22 protein-coding genes, 1 tRNA gene and 1 pseudogene are annotated in these 18101 nt (G+C 60.0%); 9 read left to right on the forward strand and 15 right to left on the reverse strand.

The genetic code is table 11. The features are described from left to right. Positions 1–110 precede the first annotated feature (110 nt). Positions 111–692, reverse strand: a complete 582-nt coding sequence (locus NKH78_RS01890) for a DUF1134 domain-containing protein (protein WP_023679557.1) — start codon at positions 690–692, stop codon at positions 111–113. Between the two features lie 339 nt (positions 693–1031). Between NKH78_RS01890 and chpT the strand changes: the two genes are divergently transcribed. Together chpT and NKH78_RS01900 are read left to right on the forward strand one after the other, a co-directional pair. Then, on the forward strand, positions 1032–1661 hold the full coding sequence (chpT, locus tag NKH78_RS01895; RefSeq protein WP_254819119.1) for a histidine phosphotransferase ChpT: 630 nt from the start codon (positions 1032–1034) through the stop codon (positions 1659–1661). 240 nt (positions 1662–1901) lie between these two features. Continuing rightward, positions 1902–2270, forward strand: a complete 369-nt coding sequence (locus NKH78_RS01900; protein ID WP_352737701.1) for a response regulator — start codon at positions 1902–1904, stop codon at positions 2268–2270. A gap of 103 nt (positions 2271–2373) precedes the next feature. On the opposite strand, the gene ctrA is transcribed toward NKH78_RS01900, so the two are convergent. After that, positions 2374–3069, reverse strand: coding sequence for a response regulator transcription factor CtrA (ctrA, locus tag NKH78_RS01905; protein WP_006203583.1), 696 nt, complete (start codon positions 3067–3069; stop codon positions 2374–2376). Positions 3070–3520: 451 nt separating this feature from the next. Here ctrA and NKH78_RS01910 point away from each other — a divergent pair, with 451 nt between their 5' ends. Then, entirely contained in the window at positions 3521–3898 is a 378-nt protein-coding gene (locus NKH78_RS01910; protein ID WP_023719275.1) for a flagellar export protein FliJ, read from the forward strand. A 62-nt stretch (positions 3899–3960) separates the two neighbouring features. Here NKH78_RS01910 and NKH78_RS01915 read toward each other — a convergent pair whose 3' ends face one another. Beyond that, complete coding sequence (locus NKH78_RS01915; RefSeq protein WP_352737758.1) at positions 3961–4356, reverse strand: winged helix-turn-helix transcriptional regulator; 396 nt, start codon at positions 4354–4356, stop codon at positions 3961–3963. Between the two features lie 94 nt (positions 4357–4450). Here NKH78_RS01915 and NKH78_RS01920 point away from each other — a divergent pair, with 94 nt between their 5' ends. Beyond that, positions 4451–5377 (forward strand): NADP-dependent oxidoreductase, encoded by a 927-nt coding sequence (locus tag NKH78_RS01920; protein ID WP_352737700.1) that lies wholly within the window; start codon positions 4451–4453, stop codon positions 5375–5377. A 57-nt stretch (positions 5378–5434) separates the two neighbouring features. Here NKH78_RS01920 and sciP read toward each other — a convergent pair whose 3' ends face one another. Continuing rightward, entirely contained in the window at positions 5435–5710 is a 276-nt protein-coding gene (gene sciP / locus NKH78_RS01925) for a CtrA inhibitor SciP (protein ID WP_023679563.1), read from the reverse strand. Between the two features lie 261 nt (positions 5711–5971). Here sciP and mnmA point away from each other — a divergent pair, with 261 nt between their 5' ends. Further along, the gene (mnmA, locus tag NKH78_RS01930) at positions 5972–7162 is read left to right on the forward strand and encodes a tRNA 2-thiouridine(34) synthase MnmA (protein WP_352690905.1); all 1191 of its coding nucleotides are present in this window, start codon (positions 5972–5974) and stop codon (positions 7160–7162) included. Between the two features lie 14 nt (positions 7163–7176). Here the strand turns inward: mnmA and NKH78_RS01935 are convergent, their stop codons facing one another. Beyond that, on the reverse strand, positions 7177–8136 hold the full coding sequence (locus NKH78_RS01935) for a Gfo/Idh/MocA family protein (protein WP_254819113.1): 960 nt from the start codon (positions 8134–8136) through the stop codon (positions 7177–7179). Positions 8137–8372: 236 nt separating this feature from the next. On the opposite strand from NKH78_RS01935, the gene NKH78_RS01940 reads away from it, so the two are divergent. Then, positions 8373–8449 (forward strand) — tRNA-Met (locus tag NKH78_RS01940). Positions 8450–8539: 90 nt separating this feature from the next. Continuing rightward, entirely contained in the window at positions 8540–9007 is a 468-nt protein-coding gene (locus NKH78_RS32570) for an alpha/beta fold hydrolase (protein ID WP_352737699.1), read from the forward strand. Positions 9008–9472: 465 nt separating this feature from the next. On the opposite strand, the pseudogene NKH78_RS32575 reads toward NKH78_RS32570, so the two are convergent. From NKH78_RS32575 to NKH78_RS01960, 3 genes and pseudogenes are all read right to left on the reverse strand, one after another. Then, a pseudogene (locus NKH78_RS32575) lies at positions 9473–9596 on the reverse strand (DUF4326 domain-containing protein); the annotation flags it as partial. A 577-nt stretch (positions 9597–10173) separates the two neighbouring features. Then, positions 10174–10890, reverse strand: coding sequence for a pentapeptide repeat-containing protein (locus NKH78_RS01955; protein ID WP_352702922.1), 717 nt, complete (start codon positions 10888–10890; stop codon positions 10174–10176). 2201 nt (positions 10891–13091) lie between these two features. Beyond that, complete coding sequence (locus NKH78_RS01960) at positions 13092–13253, reverse strand: hypothetical protein (RefSeq protein WP_167522729.1); 162 nt, start codon at positions 13251–13253, stop codon at positions 13092–13094. Between the two features lie 224 nt (positions 13254–13477). Between NKH78_RS01960 and NKH78_RS01965 the strand changes: the two genes are divergently transcribed. Continuing rightward, positions 13478–14149: a Crp/Fnr family transcriptional regulator gene (locus tag NKH78_RS01965; RefSeq protein WP_352478425.1), complete on the forward strand. Its 672-nt coding sequence runs from the start codon at positions 13478–13480 to the stop codon at positions 14147–14149. 36 nt (positions 14150–14185) lie between these two features. Here the strand turns inward: NKH78_RS01965 and NKH78_RS01970 are convergent, their stop codons facing one another. The 5 genes from NKH78_RS01970 to NKH78_RS01990 all read right to left on the reverse strand — a co-directional run bounded on the left by NKH78_RS01970 (position 14186) and on the right by NKH78_RS01990 (position 16141). Continuing rightward, complete coding sequence (locus tag NKH78_RS01970) at positions 14186–14413, reverse strand: hypothetical protein (protein ID WP_352506240.1); 228 nt, start codon at positions 14411–14413, stop codon at positions 14186–14188. A 33-nt stretch (positions 14414–14446) separates the two neighbouring features. Next, positions 14447–14692: a hypothetical protein gene (locus tag NKH78_RS01975; protein WP_352737698.1), complete on the reverse strand. Its 246-nt coding sequence runs from the start codon at positions 14690–14692 to the stop codon at positions 14447–14449. A gap of 592 nt (positions 14693–15284) precedes the next feature. Then, the gene (locus NKH78_RS01980) at positions 15285–15464 is read right to left on the reverse strand and encodes a YodC family protein (RefSeq protein WP_352478420.1); all 180 of its coding nucleotides are present in this window, start codon (positions 15462–15464) and stop codon (positions 15285–15287) included. 80 nt (positions 15465–15544) lie between these two features. Next, positions 15545–15754, reverse strand: a complete 210-nt coding sequence (locus tag NKH78_RS01985) for a DUF982 domain-containing protein (RefSeq protein WP_352776995.1) — start codon at positions 15752–15754, stop codon at positions 15545–15547. 126 nt (positions 15755–15880) lie between these two features. Beyond that, positions 15881–16141: a hypothetical protein gene (locus tag NKH78_RS01990; protein WP_352478416.1), complete on the reverse strand. Its 261-nt coding sequence runs from the start codon at positions 16139–16141 to the stop codon at positions 15881–15883. A gap of 201 nt (positions 16142–16342) precedes the next feature. Between NKH78_RS01990 and NKH78_RS01995 the strand changes: the two genes are divergently transcribed. After that, positions 16343–16504, forward strand: a complete 162-nt coding sequence (locus NKH78_RS01995; RefSeq protein ID WP_352881722.1) for a DUF6894 family protein — start codon at positions 16343–16345, stop codon at positions 16502–16504. A gap of 610 nt (positions 16505–17114) precedes the next feature. Here NKH78_RS01995 and NKH78_RS02000 read toward each other — a convergent pair. Continuing rightward, positions 17115–17357: a DUF982 domain-containing protein gene (locus NKH78_RS02000; protein ID WP_352478412.1), complete on the reverse strand. Its 243-nt coding sequence runs from the start codon at positions 17355–17357 to the stop codon at positions 17115–17117. Between the two features lie 4 nt (positions 17358–17361). Continuing rightward, positions 17362–17538, reverse strand: a complete 177-nt coding sequence (locus NKH78_RS02005) for a hypothetical protein (protein WP_352478410.1) — start codon at positions 17536–17538, stop codon at positions 17362–17364. Between the last annotated feature and the right edge of the window lie 563 nt (positions 17539–18101).

Below are 18101 nucleotides of genomic sequence, written 5' to 3' on the forward strand. Positions count from 1 at the left end.
GACTTTGCCATCTTCGCATGACGGAAATCCGGCGCCACGGCAAGAGTATGTCGCGGCAAAGCTCGGGCCGCTGGATCACAGGCCCAATCGCCGTCGCTCCGTCATGCCGGTCAGAACGGATTCCAGGTCGCGCGCTGGGTGAGCTTGAGGTAGCCGAGATTGACGCCGAGACGGGCGCCGACGCCGGTACGGATCGGCACGAGCAGCACATTGTTGTTCTTCAGCACGTTGAAACCGACGCCGGCGACGACATAGGCGGAGCCGGCGACGCCGCCAAAACGGTTATAGAGGCTGCTCACATCGTCCAGATTGTAGACCAGCATCATGACGCGTGAGCCTTCGCCGCCGAAATCCCAGCCGAGCGACGGGCCTTGCCAGAACACTTTGTGATCGCCGGCATTTTTGGTGTAGAGCGTGCCTTCGCCATAGGTCAGGCCACCGATCAGCGCCCCGGACCCCTCCTCGCCGAGCAGATAGCCGTTCGGCAGGCCATAGGTGGCGAAAATCTTCTCGACGACGGTGGCGAGCCCGCCCGATGTCGCGCCGAAGAATTTATGACCGGAATCGACGATCTCCTGGGCCGTGTATTCCTGCGCCCGCGCCGCCGATGCCGAAAAGGCGACAAGGCCGATGAGCGCGATCGTCATTGAGATGACACGGAAAAAAGTCCGGTCGTAGAATCGGGAAACCATGCTTCCAATCTCCGTCAGGGAGCACTTTCGCCGACGCCTCGCATCCGTACGGCTCTTTGGCGGCCGTTAAGGATGACTGTTAGGGGCAAACTATGCCGTAATCCTTTTTCAACCATTAAACTCTCACATGAAGATGGCGGTTCGAAGGCTGTTTCGCATCGCCCGCGCAGCACCCTGCTGCGTGAACACACCATTTTCGACAATCAAAATTTTGGATTTGTTGCTGCACGCATAAGCGCTGTGTATTCAGAATGCTTGGGAGAGAGCGTGATTCGTGTTGACAGGCGTGATCATGATCGCCCGGTCATTGTGTTGTGAAATTTGCAGGGATTTTTGCCGATGGCCGAGCTTTTCACCCTTTCCGCACCCGACCTGGCTGCGCTTTTGTGCAGCCGGGTCTGCCACGACATCATTTCGCCGGTCGGCGCCATAAACAACGGGCTTGAGCTGCTCGACGAGGGCGGCGCCGACGAAGACGCCATGAAACTGATCCGCCAAAGCGCCAAAAACGCTTCCGCCCGCCTGCAATTCGCCCGCATCGCCTTCGGCGCCGCCGGTTCCGCCGGCATGCTGATCGACACCGGGGATGCCGAGGCCGTGGCCATCGCCTTCCTGAAGAACGAGAAGCCGGAACTGGTCTGGAACGGGACCCGTGCGCTGTTGCCCAAGAACAAGGTCAAGCTGCTGCTCAATCTCATCCTCGTCGCCAACGCCGCCATTCCGCGCGGCGGCAGGCTGGCGGTCACGCTGGAGAACCTGGAGACCGAGCCGCGCTTTGCACTCGCGGCGAGCGGCCCGATGCTGCGCGTGCCGCCCAAATTCCTGGAATTGCATTCCGGCAACAGGCCGGACGAGCCGATCGACGCGCATTCGGTGCAGCCCTATTACACGCTGCTCCTGGCCCGCGAAGCCAACATGACGATTTCGATCCACGCGACCGCCGACGAGATCGTCCTTTCGGCAGCCTGAAGTTCTCCGAAAGAGCGGGGAAAGTATTTTCTCCAAGTCCTATTTACGGCGTGGTCTTAATATTTGTGAGAGACGCGCTTGCAGATTGATTGCGTGAAGCATTGCGAAAGAAGATTTCACTAAAAACACCTTCAGGAAAGTTTTACCTAACGGCTTTTCGGCTTCTTTACCAGATCGGCCTATGTTCCCCGGCAGATGCCACGACGCTGCCGGTTCGCCAAACGGCAAGAGGGTCCGGGAATGAAACGCTGCATGTTCGTCGATAATTCGAGCGTCATCAGGAAGGTCGCAAGGCGTATCCTGGGCGGTTCCGGCATGATGGTGATCGAAGCCGCCAGCGGCCACGAGGCGATCGAGATGTGCGCGGCCGACATGCCTGATATCATCGTCGTCGACGGCGCCTTGCCGGACATGCAGGCGCAGGACCTCATCCGCCGCGTGCGCGCCATGGAAAGCCCGGTATTGCCGCAGGTTTTGATTTCGCTGGTCGAGGTCGATGTCGGGGCGATCATGCGGGCAAAACGAGCCGGCGCCCAGGGCTACCTGCTGAAGCCGTTCAACCGGCCGCAACTGCTCGAGTGCTTCCGCGCCTTGAAGGTTGCCGCCTGATCAGAGCTGTTCAATTCCGACGAAAATCGGATCGGCTCTATCTTGTTGTTTGCCAGGTTCTTTCCGAAAAAACCGGCGCCCACCTTGGGATCACGCCCCTAGCTCAGGCGCTGACGCGGATATCTTCGGGCTCACGCAGCACATAGCCGCGGCCCCAGACGGTCTCGATGTAATTCTGCCCGCCAGACGCGGCGTCAAGCTTCTTGCGCAGCTTGCAGATGAAGACGTCGATGATCTTCAGCTCCGGCTCATCCATGCCGCCATAGAGATGATTGAGGAACATTTCCTTGGTCAGCGTGGTGCCCTTGCGCAGCGAGAGCAGTTCCAGCATCTGATATTCCTTGCCGGTCAGATGCACGCGCTGGCCACCGACCTCAACGGTCTTGGCATCGAGATTGACCACCAGGTCGCCCGTCGTGATGACCGACTGGGCGTGGCCCTTGGAACGCCGCACGATGGCATGGATGCGGGCGACCAGTTCGTCCTTGTGGAAGGGCTTGGTCATGTAATCGTCGGCGCCGAAGCCGAGGCCGCGCACCTTGTCCTCGATGCCGGCCATGCCGGAGAGGATGAGGATCGGCGTCTTCACCTTGGAAAGGCGAAGCGTTCTCAAAACTTCATAGCCCGACATGTCGGGGAGATTGAGATCGAGGAGAATGATGTCGTAATCATAAAGCTTGCCTAGATCGACGCCCTCTTCGCCAAGGTCGGTCGTATAGACATTGAAACTTTCTGATTTCAGCATCAGCTCGATGCTTTGTGCGGTTGCACTGTCGTCTTCTATCAGCAGAACGCGCATTTCATTCCCCTTTTCTGCTGCCGGACCATTTCACGACCCGTCCAGGACCGGAGCAGTGATTGCCCTGAGCAGAGGCTGCCATCGAATGGTTAATAAAACCTAATTCCCCGTCCGTGACGGTATCAGATTTTTTAACCCCTTTCTACACCTTGTTGAATCCAATAACGAATCACAGACCCAAACCGTTAATGCGGCACATTAATAAGCCAGACTAAGTGACTCTTCGGACTCGTTGGCCGGGTTTCGCGACGAGAAGCAGAATTTTTACCCGCCCTTAAGTCCTGAGCCGTATGATTAACAATGCCCGTAAACGAATGGTTACCGCCGGCAAAAAACTTTAGGAGTTTGTTTCCCATAGTTCCGGGAAAGCCGGTGGAAACGGGTCACGCCTGGGCCTTGCCGGGTGAATTGGACGATATGTGCAGGTGTGCGTTTCCGGGAGTACCGAATCATGAAGTCACGTGAAAACCTCGTTCGGCTGAAGCAATTTCAGGTGAGCGAGAAGCGGCGGCAGCTGCTGCAGCTCGACATGATGATCGCCGAATTCGAGCGCATGGCCGTCGAGCTGGAACTTCAGATCGCTGCCGAAGAGAAGAAGGCCGGCATCACCGACATCAATCACTTTGCTTATCCGACCTTCGCCAAGGCGGCACGTCTACGCCGCGACAACCTTAGAAATTCGCAAAGCGACCTCGCCCAGCAGCGAAATGTCGCCGAATCACTGCTGAGCGAAGCCGAAGCGGAGCTTTCCAAGGCCGAGATGCTGGAATCGCGCGACACCAAGGCGCGCGACACGGAAGCCGGCGGCCGCAGCGCCATGATCGGCTGAAAACAAGACTTTAACGCGCGTCGCGCTTGCGCGCTATTGCTGCGCACCGAACTGTGCCCACCTCAGGCACTCAAATCTTCTTGCTGTTCCGCCGCCCGTGCGCGCGCATTTTTGATGTCGGGCACATGCTGCTCCGACCAGGCTCTGATCTGATTGAGCAGTCCTGCCAGGTTCTTGCCAAGTTCGGTCAGCTCATATTCGACCCGCGGCGGAACGACCGGGAAAACCTCGCGCCGCACAAGCCCGTCGCGTTCCAGGATACGCAGCGTCTGCGTCAGCATTTTCGGCGTGATGCCTTCGAGCTTGCGCGCCAATTCGCCGTTGCGGAGCCGGCCCCGGCGCAGCGCACAGATCACCAGGTAGACCCATTTGCTGGCGAGCGTCTCGAGCACGGCGTGTGACGGGCACGACCGCCGAAAGGCGTCATAGCCGAAAGGGGAAACATCTTCACTATCCATGAGGTGCGTATATATCAAAAAGGTACATACTAGACAAGAGAATGTAACTATCCAAAATGATAGTGGCACATCAAAACCAGCAGGAGAGCCTTCCATGCGTGCCATTATTCAGAATTCCTTCGGCGGACCCGACGTCCTCGTCATTGCCGATCGCCCCGCGCCATCACCCGAGGCCGGCGAAGTGCTCGTCCGCATCGAGGCGGTCGGCATCAATCCGGTCGATGGTGCGGTGCGCGGCGGCCACTATCCGCTGCTTGGCGAGCCGCCTTTTGTCCTTGGCTGGGACGTTTCGGGAGTTGTCGAGGCGCTGGGCTCCGGCGTCTCCGGCCTCAAGGTCGGCGATGCCGTGTTCGGCATGACGCGCTTTCCCAAACAGGCGGCAGCCTACGCCGAACTCGCCGCTGTCCCGGCTGATGAGCTTGCGCCGAAACCCGAAGGCATGGATCACGCGCAAGCCGCCGCACTGCCGCTGGCCGGCCTGACGGCCTGGCAAGGCCTTGTTCGCCATGGCCGGCTCGAACCTGGTAAGCGCGTGCTGATCCACGCCGGAGCCGGTGGCGTCGGCCATCTGGCGGTACAAATCGCCAAGGCGCACGGCGCTTACGTCGTCGCGACCGCCAGCCCGGAAAAGCTCGATTTCGTCGGCTCGCTCGGCGCCGACGAGGTGATCGACTACACAAGGGATGATTTCACCGGGAAGGCCCGCGACATCGATCTGGTTCTGGACCCGTTCGGCGGCGTGCATGCGGAGCAATCACTGAAAGTGCTCACCGCTGGCGGCGTTCTGGTGTCGCTGCTCGATGTCAGCGATGCCACCAAGGCAAAGGCCAGGACGCGAGGCGTCCGCGTCGAGCGCATGTCCGTAGTGCCCGACCGTGCCGCCCTGGTGGAGCTCGGCAAATTGATCGACGCGAAAAAGCTGGCCGTCCACGTGGCAAAGGCGTTTCCGCTCGAACAGGCCGGTGCCGCCCATGCCTTTCTCGCCACCAGGCCGATCGGCAAGGTGGTGCTGACGGTCTGAAATTGCAGATCGTCGCCCCTCGCAAACGTAAGGGCGCTGATCAGCGCCCTTACCGGCCTAATGCCGGTATTGCTGGATGCGCGTGGTGCGCAGGCCGGCAAGGCCGTATTCGTCGATCGACGCCTGCCAGGACAGGAATTCCTCGGTGGTGAGCTTGTAGCGCTGGCATGCCTCTTCGAGGCTCAAAAGCCCGCCACGCACCGCCGCCACCACTTCCGCCTTGCGCCGGATAACCCAGCGACGTGTGTTTGTCGGCGGCAGATCGGCGATGGTAAGTGGGCTGCCGTCTGGCCCGATAACATATTTGACTCGCGGTCTAATTAGATCGGTCATCGTACTCTCTACAAAAAACTCAAAGACCCAATCCCCACCACATTACCGCCACAGCTTTAAAATTTGCCTAAGCAGACCCTAATGGTTAGGTAAGGATCATGAACGCGGCGTTAGCCTTTTCATCGGCATTTGAAACATCTGCCGGCATGCGCGTTGAACCCGGCAGGAAAAATGAACCGGCCCGGCAAAGCTGGCGCAGTCGAGACGCTTGACCTATATTCCGGCCATTGGCACTGAAGCGCCGCGCAGAACGAAAGAACCATGAACAGCCTCGATCTTCCCGGACGCCCCGAAAACACCCGCGTCGTCGTCGCCATGTCGGGCGGTGTCGATTCGTCGGTCGTTGCCGGCCTCCTGAAGCGCGAGGGCTACGACGTCGTCGGCGTCACGCTGCAGCTTTATGACCACGGCGCGGCAACGCACCGGGCCGGCTCATGCTGCGCCGGCCAGGACATCGACGATGCCCGCCGCGTCTCCGAGACGCTCGCCATCCCGCATTACGTGCTCGATTACGAGGAGCGCTTCCGCAAGGCGGTGATCGACCCGTTCGCCGAAAGCTATGTCGCCGGCGAAACGCCGATCCCTTGCGTCTCGTGCAATCAGACGGTGAAATTCGCCGACCTTCTCGCGACCGCCAAGGAACTCGGCGCCGATGCGCTGGCCACCGGCCACTACATCCGCTCCGGCGCCAATGGCGCCCATCGCGCGCTTTACCGGCCGGTCGACGCCGACCGCGACCAGAGCTACTTCCTGTTCGCCACCACCCAGGCGCAGATCGACTATCTGCGTTTTCCGCTCGGCGGCCTGTCGAAGCCTGAGGTTCGCGCCATCGCCGAGGAGATGGGCCTGACGGTTGCGGCCAAGCAGGACAGCCAGGACATCTGCTTCGTGCCGCAGGGCAAGTATTCCGACATCATCGCCAAGCTGAAGCCGGCTGCCGCCAATCCGGGCGATATCGTCCATATAGACGGGCGCGTGCTTGGCCGCCACGAGGGCATTTTGCGCTACACCGTCGGTCAGCGCCGCGGCATCGGCATCGCCTCCGGCGAGCCGCTCTACGTCGTCCATCTCGACGCCGACCGGGCCCGTGTCGTCGTCGGCCCGCGCGAGGCGCTGGAGACCCACAAGATCTTCTTGCGCAACATGAACTGGCTGGGCGATGGCCCGCTGACCGATATCCCGGCGGCCGGGCTTGAGCTTTTCGCCAAGGTACGCTCGACGCGGCCGCCGCGCCCGGCGGTGCTGCATCACCGCGCCGGCGTCACTTCGGTGGAGCTGGTTGACGGCGAGTCCGGCATCGCCCCCGGTCAGGCCTGCGTGCTCTATTCCGACGACGGCAACGAGGCGCGCGTGTTCGGCGGCGGCTTCATCGAGCGCTCCGAGCGCGGCGCCGAAGCCGAGGCGATGCTGACGCGGCTTGCCGTCCAGCCGGCGCGGGTTCCCGCCGAATAGACGGCGTTTTCTCTTTAGGGTCTGGTGTGGGCAACGGTGCCGGCGGTCAGGATGCGCAGCACGCGGATGGCTTCCTCACCGCTGGTGCGCGGTTCGGCCCGCGTCTCGATGCAGTGGATGAAATGCTCCAGCTCGCGCGTCAGCGGCATGCCCTCCCCGACCGCCACATAGGACGGCTCGTTGGCGGTGAACGCCCATTGGCCGCTGTCCTGCCACACCGCATGGCGGTAGACGGCAAGCTTGCGCTCCCACGGCTCGACATCGTCGAACACCGCCATCGCCTTGGTGCCGACCACGGTCAGCCGCCGTTCGCGGTAAGGGTTGAGCCGCGAGGCGAACAGATGGCCGCGCAAGCCGCTGGGAAAGCGCATATGCAGATGCGCAAAGTCGCTGAGATTGTCGAGAAGGGCAGCGCCTTCGCCGCGCACCTCGACCGGTTCGGTGCCGGTGATGGCCAGGATCATCGACAGATCGTGCGGCGCCAGATCCCACAACGCGTCGTTTTCGGTGTGGAACTTGCCGAGCCCGAGCCGATGCGAGTGGATGTAGCGGACTTCGCCGAGTTCGCCATTGTCGATCAGCGCCTTCAGCGTCTCGAAGGCGGGATGAAAGCGCAGCACGTGGCCGACCATGAAGACACGGCCATTATCGGCGGCCGCCTGCACCGAGCGCTCGGCATCGGCCACCGTCAGCGCGATCGGCTTCTCCACCAGCACGTCCTTGCCGCCGAGCACGGCGCGCACCGCCATGTCGGCATGGAACTGCGGCGGCAGCGCCATGACAATGGCGTCGACATCGTCGCGGGCAAACAGCGCCTCCGGCTCGATCGCCAGGCAATCCTGCTCGCTGGCAAAACCCTCCGCACGCGCGGGGTTGACGTCCGAAACCGCGTGCAGCGCGCCGAGCGCCTTTAGGGTGCGGATGTGGTTGCTGCCCCAGTATCCGCAACCGAGGACTGCAATGCGCGGTTTCATCAATTCATGACCATGGCTTTCGTGGCCGAGACATAGCGACGTGCCTCGCTGAACTCAACCCCGGCCTGTGCGCCCAAATGTCTGCCCGGCAAAGCTTTAGGCGCCAGCAATATGCCGGCGCGGCAGCCACTTCGATGCTTGACAGGCTTGGCCTCGCAACCTTATATCCGCGCGACCTTGGCGAACGCGCCGATATGCCTGCCGATTTAAGCTGGATTTCGGGCCTTCGCCGCCCTGGCGGGGTAGCTCAGTTGGTTAGAGCACGGGAATCATAATCCTGGGGTCGGGGGTTCAAGTCCCTCTCCCGCTACCAAAAATCGAATAAGTTACTGAAATAACTAGTAAATCATGCATATGTGGTAGCGCCCCCCAGACGGCTCCAGCTGGAGCAAGGTCATTTCCATTGCTGCAGAGCGCCGGACTTCGCGTCGTTGCCGTCCAGAACCCACTGACCTCGCTTGCAGACGACGTCGCTGCCACTGAACGGGCCATCGAGGCCGCGCCGGGAGATGTGATCCTCGTTGGCCACTCCTGGGGCGGAATGGTGATCACCGAGGGCGGAACGGCGGACAAGGTCAAAGCCTTGGTCTACGTTGCCGCCTTCGCCCTGCCGAAGGGCCAGTCAGTCACCAGCGCTACGGCGGGAAGTCCGCCGGCGCCTTGGACGTCGACCCCTGCAGAAGGACAGCGGCGACTTCCTGACCGTACCCCAGGAGGGGCTGGGCAAGTATTTCGCTCAGGACGCGACGCCCGAGGAGGTTGCGGTTCTCGCGGCGACGCAGCAGCCATCGGCGGCCCGTCTCTTCGACGAACGGCTGACCCGGGCGGCGTCCGAGACCAAGCCCAGTTGGTTCGTGGTTGCGAAGGCTGACGGTGCGATCCCGCCGGCGTTCGAAGGTTCGATGGCCAAGGCCATCAAAGCGCATATCACCGAGCTCGAGGGCAATCACTTGATCATGTTGACCAAACCTCGTTCGGTCGCAGACGTGATCATCGACGCTGCAAAATCGGTGCGGTAGCTGTGACGGCGATGTCTCGATAGCGGTGGCAGCGCGCCTAGTGTGCGCTGTCGCTTAGGACTGTGCGAGTGGCGCCCTCTCGTGACCATCCAGCGACGCTTGCCGCGGGTCAAACTTAGCTATCCACATGCCATTGTGCGCCAAGGCCCGACACGGTGACTTACGGGCCCCTAGCGCGACTAATTCCGCTATGAAGGGACCCTGTCGATTTCAGTTCGTTGCTAGGTCTTTTGGTTCAATAGGTCCGCCAGCAAGTGCCTGCTTGGAACTACGGGCCAAGAGCGAGGGAGGGGGTTCGTTTCTTTCACTCCAAGGCGCCAGCAGGCGAGGTTCTTGTTGCGCAGCTCGTCGGCGTTCTCGGCGACGAACTGGCATGTTCGCTCCAGCGCCTCAATATCGGGATCGGCGCCGACGCGCAGAAAGGCCGGCGAGCAGCGCCTGCACCTCAACGGTCAACGCTCACGATCTGCGCGAGATGGCCGTCGAGGAGCGCCGCGAGTTCCTGGGCGTCATCCCGCTGGACATCCGTATCCAGTTCAGCCAGGCGCTGCCGATGCGCTTCGATACCATGCCCTCCAGTCCGGCCTGATCGAGGAATATCACCTGCACGTGAGGCCGTTCGTGCTCGGCAGGGGCAAGCAAGGCCTCCGCTGCAACTGGTGTCGAGCACATTGATCGATGACGATACGGTTCATTTGATCTATGTGTGCCGCGAGACTGAACGATAAGGCGCTTCAGCGCCAACAGGCGAACCAACACGTACGTCCGCAATGGGCCTGATCCCGGATCTTCGCACCGAGGTCTCACATGTCCGCTCGCGTGCTGGGTACCCTAGCAGCGGACGGTCTGCTCGGCCCCATTTCTGCCGCCTCGGACCGCGTGGGTAGTGGAGAAATACGCCCGATTCCATTCATCCGCCCCCGGCTGTCGCAAAAGTTATATAGCGCACACGATGACATAGGGGGTTCTCAGTTTCATCCTGTCGGGCGTAGCATTGCCGCGGTTCGCTTGCCGACAACTATTCCTGCTGGAATTGACAGGGCCAATCTTCAGGCCTCGTCAAGCCAGAAGGCAACTCGGTCCGGGCGTCTCCGCAAGCCATGTTGATCTGCCACTGGGACAGACCCACCGAATTGGAAAGGTCGACGCCCTCGATACGGGTCAGAAAGAAAAAGGCGCGGTCAAAGTCTATCGGCGCGGTGAACGTCGCTCCTCGGAAGTCCGCCCGTGCGAGATTGGCAAACGAGAAGCGGCTGCCGCTGATATCGGCGTCATGGAACTGCGCACGCCCCAGTTCTGCCTTTGTGAAATCAACATTGGTCAGATTGGCGTCCTGGAAATTCGAGCGCTGCATTTCCGCGCTCGCAAACGCAGCGCCCTGCGCGTCCATACGGCTGAAGTCGGTCCTGTAGCCCTCGATTCTGTCGAACCGGGCGCCTTTGGCGGTCGAGTCGGCCAAGGAAGCACGCACAAGCGTTGCCTTCTCAAGATTTGCGGCAACGAGATTGCTGTTCCTGAGGTCGGTCGAAGTGAAATCAACACCGAACAGGTTCGCCCCGCTCAGGTCCTGTCCTTCTAGGATGAGAAGCTTCTTGTCACACTCGTGCCAATTGACGCCAGGCGTCGCGGCTGCGTCGCAATTTTGAGCGGCAGTGGCGTTCTGCCAAGCAAACACAGTGCAAACCGCTAGAACCAAGCCGGATGCGCCGTAAGCTCTGGTTCGCCTCAAAGTCATTGTTGCTCGACCTCTGCCACTCGCCGACACTCAACCTTACCACATCTGCTGACACTCGAGCCACGGTGACCACCGCCGTCACAGTTGGCGCATTTCTGATATTCAAGCTTTGATGTTAATCAACCGATCAACCCGCGCGTAGGGCGCGATTTGCGAGCGCCTCCCCATATCATCCGCGGTCCAGCAGAGATTCATTTGTCACCGGCCAGGCGCATCATTCCGCAGGTATGTTTGACTAAGCCGAGGAGAGCGGTCGTTCAGGATGGCGCAGTCGCGTGCCAAGATTGGCCTCCGCTCTGGACGTTTGTCTTGCTAATGAGGAGCCTGCTCGGGTGCTGATCGCCACCGCCGGCGTCCGCTGCCGACAAGCGTGAATCCGCTTGGTTCCGCACCGATCGGTACTTGCCGACGGCGAGGTTGACCCGGCACGGGGTGCTCGTCGCGTATCCTGATTCCGCTGTCGGATAAACCCCACGACTTCGCTTAGCGAGGCCGAAGTTGATCTCTGCCATCTACCAGGTCGAACCATCAACCCCGCATATTTGTGTCGTAAGCTGACGTGCCGCGAATACGCCGTTTTCGGTGAGGGAGGATTCGAACTCCGCGCTTGGAAGAGCGTCCTTCTCGTCTTCACCGTGCACGCCGGTTACGTGGGCGGCCGAGTGCCCTTCCGCGCTTCGCCAAACCTGCCGTGGAAAAGGCCTTGCCGTTTTTTTCCGGCGGGGCTTTGGTCAGATCGCGACTAGTAGTGATTTATGCTGAAACTGGTTGCAGAGTCCGGAGTCGGACTTATTTGCGCTGATTAAGAGGCCCCGTCAGCAAACGAACTCGGTCACAGCACTGTATTGGCGGTATCCCTCTACCGACTCGAACCGCGACCGTTTCTTAGGTCGCGCCTACCGTTTTGCACGCCCTCCCCTGCCCGGCCGTGGCGGAAGGTTGAACCAGTTGGGCGACTGCTAGGTTCCAGACTGGAGGTAAGGTCGGCTCGCTGAAAGCACGGCAGGTGGCACGCGGCACATGCGCGACAACGGCGGTGGAGGGTTTGAGAGGGCCGGAGCCCCGACAGCTTTCGGGAGTTCGAACGATATAGTCGAACGGCCGAAATCGGGGCGCAAAGCTGCCATTCGGCACAAAGATAACAAATAGCATCGGCGATCGGCTGAAGCCGCTCCTTCTCAGTCTGCTGGCGAACCGCGTAACCGGGGCAGATTTCCGGGCGAAGGGGTTTGCAGGCGAGCGCGTTCGTGATTCACCCTATGCGTGACGCTACCACCGACTGATTCGTTTGAAGGCTGTCGCTCGCGGAACTCCGCGGGTTGGTTACTGCGCTGATCGGCGAAGTGCGCGGTCCAAACATGGTTCGAAGTGGTCGATCGCAGGGCCGCGTCGCACGGTGCAGAAGGCCATGCATCGTTGATTATGCGCAAACTGCTATCGCGCGCCTAGTCGGAACTCGCGCATCGAACAGTACATCACATCGTCCGTCCCCAGCGCACCGGCGGCCTCCCCGCTCGCAATCCAAATAGACGTCTTTCAGCTGTTTGATTGGCATGTCAGCGTGAGCGAACGCGAGGTCCTGGGCGTCAGAAGCCGACAATGAAGCCGGACTGATTGCGATCAGCACGGTGCCGAGCGTCACAGGCGCGAGGGACTTAACAACTGACATGATCATTTTGAGATCCTCCCCAGCTCCCGTCGGTCAACATCCAGTCCTTGGGGTCGCAGGTGTAGTGCCGTTCGAAGGTCCCGTCCGCGCGCCGCTGCTTGTCGAAACCTCGATGTAAGGCTCGATCGCGCGCTCGTGGACCAGCCAAAGGGGATCTCGGCCGAGGCGTAGCCACTGCCGGCGGCCAACCGTTTCGGGATCGAGGCCGAAGCGATCCTGGTGCGCTCGATCGTCGTGCCGGCCGCGCCTGCCTCCGCATGACGGATGGCGCGGCTTCGCAAATCGCACATGATTTCGTCACGTGAGATGCCGATGTCGCCAAGGACGTCATCGGGTAAACGGCTCAACTGGTCCGTTGCCGACAAGAGAGCTTTTCGCTCGGCGCGGAGGCGTAACCACCTGCGAAATGGACCAATGGCGGCAGCATGAATTATAACCATGATCAGATCCTCCCTTCATTGATCTGAATTGACCGGTACGGAACGGCGCGAACGGCACTCCGGGCGAGAGCGTCAGGCGTCCGCGAGGCAAATTAGGCGTAGTGGTCGATGGATTGGTTTTGCCGCGGCGTGCCCATACGGCGGGCGGTGGCTGGCCCCGGGCCACGCATGTAATAAAGCTCCGGGCGGTAGCGCGGCGCGACGAATTTGCGAAACCCCGCAGCAAGTTTTGTGACGGGAGCCAAGAATTTCATGACTGTTCCCTTTCCCTTCGCCGGCTTGCGCACGAGCCGGCGGGCCTGACGTTGCAACAAGGATATGACAGTCGAACCAGGCTCGGCTGTGGGAATTCCCACACCGGGGAAAACATTGGCGAAATCCGCTCCCAGTTTGCATCCCGGAAAGCGGGACCTACGGCCATCAAATTTCCTTGGATAGGGAGTAAGGTGAAGTACACTTGATTGAACAAGAGACCGTTGTGACAGGCTCTCTGGCCTTCATCTCAAGACTTTGCGATGCCGACCTGGCCGCGCTGACCAAACGGTGGCACGAGCGCAGCTATCGACACAACGAGCTAATCATTTCCCACGGCGACACTGGTCGCGATGTCTTCTTCCTGCTGGAAGGACGTGCTCGCGTGACACTGGTTTCAGCGGACGGCAGGGAGATAGCGTATCGCGATGTCGAACCGGGTGACATTTTCGGGGAGCTCGGAGGCATTGACGGGATTGCACGCTCTGCCAGCGTAGTCGCGCTGGAGGCAACCCGCGCTGCACGGCTGTCCGGCACAGCATTCCGGGATATCGTGATGACCCACCCGACTTTTGCCTGGGTGCTGCTTGAGCATCTGTCTGCCCAGCTCCGGCGCATGACCGAGCGGGTATTCGAATACAGCACTCTGGTCGTGCGAAAACGGCTGATCGTCGAGATCCTGCATCGGGCGGAGAAAGCCGCACTCGTGGACGGCGAGGTGTCCATAAGCCCGGCACCGACGCATTCCGAGCTGGCGGCAACGATGAGCACGCACAGGGAAGCGGTCTCGCGCGAAATGAGCGACCTCGCCAAGAGAGGCCTGATCGAAAAGCGCGGCAGCAGGTTATTGCTGCATGACGTCTCGGCACTACGGGCGCTGGTCGACAAGAAGGAATAGCGAAGGCTGTCGCTGCGGCGGGGGGCACCGCACGTTTCATACTCCTCGGCCGCAAGTGAAGCGTTCCCGCATCTCCCGGTTCAAGGTGATAAAGGCGCTCCCGACATAGCGTCCTGTGCCACGCTCGGCCATTAGGGCGAAAGCCGGCTCGGCGTAGATGATCGACTGGATGTAGAACGCTTCGTGAGGGGGATAAATCCCGCCATACTGAACTGCAGTCAGCGTCTCCCGCCGTTTCCGAGTGTCTTCGTCCAAACCTTCCACGGCAATGCTCCCGATCCCGTCTTCTGGCCCCACTTAGTCCTTCCCGAGGACAAGGCGCAATCGTCGGTCGAAGTAACGCTTGTGAAAGACCTCACGGCCGCTCCGGAGCTTATAGGTCGTCCAGAAGTAAATGGCGTTTCTGTTGCTGCCGGCGAGATCAATCCCGGCCATTGCCTCCATGTTCGGTCTCGAAGCGGTTCGGCGGCATTCCTCAAGAAGTGCCTCGAATGGCACCGTCAGAAACTGCTTCAGTTCCGCTTCCGCGAACAGGTCCTCCACGGGATCGAACTTGCCGATGCCGACCCGCTCGCATTCGCCCAGCGGCCTAGCTGGCTTAATGCTGCGAAACGCTAGTTCAAAACCCCTGATTTCCCCCCTCCACCGGTCGCCGGTCCATCACCTCGCATACCCGCGCGGCGTGTTCAGGTTTGACACGGGGACCCAGGCACACGCGACGAAGCGCATCGTCGAGAAAGTGCTTAGGCCCGGCTTGGCCAGTAACGAAGCGCCATTCCTTCTCGTGAGCCCATTCACCGCGCTTGCGCGTGATGCGAGCAATCACCGCCTCTTCGAGATGCTGCGCCCCCATGTCGGCGAGCGTGAGCGATGGCAGAGCGTTGCGCGCGCATAGGTCACCGGGCGCAGTTTCTCTGCATGGAAGTCACTGATCATGAGGTCAGCAGTATCGAACTCTAGGCACATGCCCGCGAAGTTGCTGCCGTGATAAGCCCACATCGGCAGATGGGTGGGCCGATCTTGCTCATGAGGTTCTGGGCTTTGGTAACGTTCTCCAAGATCAGCGCCATCAAGCAATGCTCCGTTCGTAACAATCAAAGGCAACGTGGGACCCCCTGTCAGGAAGGCGCGGCGACTACTTCGGCACGGCTTTGAGCATTTCACCTTTAATCCTGACGGTCTCAAGCTTGTACGCCCCGCCGTCGTTGTTGAACCATTGACACATAAACCCGCCGGCACTCTGCGCCTCGTTGATCGTCATGTTAGGACCGCCAGACTTTAGCTCCACCACATCGCCAACTTTGAAATCAGACATAAATTCTCTCCCAATGTTTGAGAACGACCAGTAATCAGACGTGAGACGCGGTGGAAAGCGGAATGGAGACCTAGCTAGATTTAGCGTAGCACCCCCTCCTCCTCGGCAGCGGCCTCGAAGGCTTTACGAACATCCCTGGGTGACACCTGGCCCTCAAAGGCGTCGCTGCAGGCTTGCACCGCCAGATTCCACTTCGGTCCCCTCTCGGTCCACTTCATGAGTTCCTCGGCGGCACCCTCGACATTGTTGCAGCCGTAGGTGACCCCAAGTCGGTCAGTCTTGACGTACACCGGAGGGGAGAACCAATGGGTTGCCATGAGGGGGCCGCTCTGCGCTCATCATCGAAGACCGTGGGCATACCGCTTCGCGAACCTGAGGTCCGCTTTTCGTTGCCAGACGGGCAGAGCGCCTAAACTTCAAATCGCACGGCCCAGAGCAGATGAAACTACAGCCGCATGTGTTGCCGGCAGTTCGAACAGCATGGGCAGGTGGCGACACTCGGCTTCGTCCACGATCAGCGCCTCAATAGTCGCGATGGAAAGATGGCTTCTGAGGCGCAGCCGGACAACCGCGGCGAGCTTGTGAACGGGCACCGGTACCGCCCCGGCGTACTGGTCTAGAAGATTGTTGATTTCGGCAACTACTTTTGGATCGACGGCGTGGGGCAATGGCAGCATGAGAGCGCTTCCTTTCGGAAGTAACTCTAAGCCGATCGGGGCGATGAGTCTTGGCGGGTACGTTTTTAACCAAATATCGCGGACATCATTAGACGTCAGGTCACGCTCGTTAGCGTTGCGCGCATTAGAGCGGCCAGCGCCCGCTGCACAGCCAATCGCAACGCAAGCGTGAACCATTCTCGCGTTACTGTGTTTGTAGGGATGCCGCGCTATTTCTTCGACTTCACCGACACTGGCAAAGTCTTCCTTGACGTTGTTGGTACCGATCTCCCGGACCTCGAAGCTGCAAAGGCGGAGGCGGTAAAGGCCTTGGTTGAGATTACCAAGGATAAGCTGCCGGATGGCCCTTTCGAGGATTTGTGATGACCGTTCGCGACGAGTCCAACGAAACGTTCTTAGAGGCTATGATCAAGTTTGAGATGCGGGCGCGCTAGCTCTGCAAAGATGGTTTCCGATTGGTATCACTTGATAGACAGCTCTCGCTTACAAATAGACAGTTCTCGGTTGAATGAGCGTCGCGCGCGCACAGACATCGATGACCTTCGGCTCTCACTTGATGAAACCCGCCGCGTAATTGCGGCATCCCGTAAGCTGCTGGACCGGATGGCGAACCGGTTCGATGAACACGAGTGGAGGGTTCCTACTCTGGTGAGAGATACACCTTGGCTTCCTTGGCGGCAGCCTCAAAGCCCTTTCGTACCACCTGAGGGTCAATCGGATCGCTCTCTAGATCTGACAGGCAAAGGTTCACCGCCTTGTGCCAGCGGGTCCTCTGCGGGTCCACCTCTTGAGTTGCTCAAGGGCTGCCCTCGCATTGTTGCAGCCATGCCTGTCGCCGGTTTCAGTCTTCACGAACACGGGAGGGACGAACCAATGGGTTGCCATTGAGGGATAATTAGAGGGGGTGGAATGTTTGGTAGAGATGTCTGGACCGGTGATCGAATTTGGCTCGCGCGAAGAGCGATGCGACCTGCTAATCAGGAAAAAGCCTACCCTCCTCCTTAGCGGCAGCCAGGAATGCCTTACGGGCCTCCTCAGCTTCCATCTCGTCGAATATCACGGCCATGCAAACGCTCACCGCGAGGTCCCAGCAAGGGCCACGCTTCGTCCACTTCAGCAGCTCCTCGCCGGCTGTCTCGGCGTTGTTGACGTTGCGAAGGGTCCCGGGACGCTCGGTCTTGACGGGGACCGGAGGGGAGAACCAATGGAGTGCCATACAGTCACTCTTTGTCGGCCCTATCAAGTTCCTGCAGCAAATGCTTTTGCTCAGCCGGCAGCTCCCGTTCTACGGGCAGATTTAGCAGGTTGCGAAGGTGATTGCGGATTACCTCTGAAGTGATCCACCGCCGCACAACTTCGGCAATAACCTTCTGTTTGGCTTTATCGATTTCAGCCATGTTCGGGCCTGCATGCTTAAAAGGACCGAACTGCACCGCGAGCGGATTTGTTCCTTTGAATGATGGGCGGAATGTTTGGTAGAAATTTCTCAGCAGGGGATCGGATTACTGGCTCGCGCGAGGACCCCCTGCCCTCTCGACCCTATAGAGCGCGCCTCGATCCGCCTTTGGTCCCACAACCCCGGATCGGTCGTCCCGACGTACACCTGAGGTCGAACCAATGGGCTGCCGGGAGGACTATTCGTGGAGGTCGAACGCGACTGACAGTCCGAAGGCCGGGGCCGCAGTGACTATAAGGTAGACCAGCTCATCGTCAGTAACCAGCAGATACGAAGAGTCTCGGCGTATCTCTGCGATGGTCTCCTTTACGGATAAGACTTCACCGCGAGAGGCTTGCAGGATCACTTTCTGAACAAGGTCCTTCGTGGCAGCTGCGGCGGGTGGAGAGTTCGGTTGATCGCCCATCCTGGGAGCCCCCTCAAGCTAAACCCAAGCGATCATTGATGATCCACAGTGGTAAAAAATCAACATACGATTTCGTGTGAAGGGGGCGGAATGTTTGG

This window comes from Mesorhizobium sp. M0910 (assembly GCF_040319465.1).
Lineage (GTDB): Bacteria > Pseudomonadota > Alphaproteobacteria > Rhizobiales > Rhizobiaceae > Mesorhizobium.